This is a genomic window from Bradyrhizobium sp. NBAIM08, assembly GCF_020193935.1.
Lineage (GTDB): Bacteria > Pseudomonadota > Alphaproteobacteria > Rhizobiales > Xanthobacteraceae > Bradyrhizobium > Bradyrhizobium yuanmingense.
Window position 1 is genome coordinate 1 of the sequence record NZ_JADYVR010000473.1, and the last position, 436, is coordinate 436.

The 436-nt window shown below is 52.8% G+C and carries 1 protein-coding gene; it reads left to right on the top strand.

The features are described 5' to 3' along the window. A partial coding sequence (locus I6F37_RS40500) for a serine hydrolase (protein ID WP_225154447.1) occupies nucleotides 1-436 on the top strand: 436 nt, incomplete at both ends.

Sequence of the window (436 nt, forward strand, 5' to 3'; positions counted from 1 at the left end):
TGCTAATGGTGTATATCCACTACTTTTAAAACTTAACAGCGCCGGCAATGCTTTGCTGATACGCTTTTCCCTTCTGGCATCATCCGTAGTTATCGGCTTACTGGCCGGCACCAACACTTACGCTCAGGACAAAACGGGCGAAATTGACAAACTCTTCAGCTGGGCCACACCGGCCACACCGGGTTGCATATGCGCTGTATCGCAGGATGGAAAGGTCGTCGTGAACCGGGCTTACGGCTCGGCTGACCTCGAACGGGATGTTCCATTGAGCCCTAACTCGGTCTTCGATGCCGGATCGGTGAGAAAGCAATTTATCGCTGCGGCAGTTCTGCTCCTCGCAGAAGAAAAAAGCCTGTCTCTTTCCGACGACGTCCGCAAGTATATTCCACAGCTGCCTGATTACGGCTACAAGATCACGCTGGACCAGCTACTCACC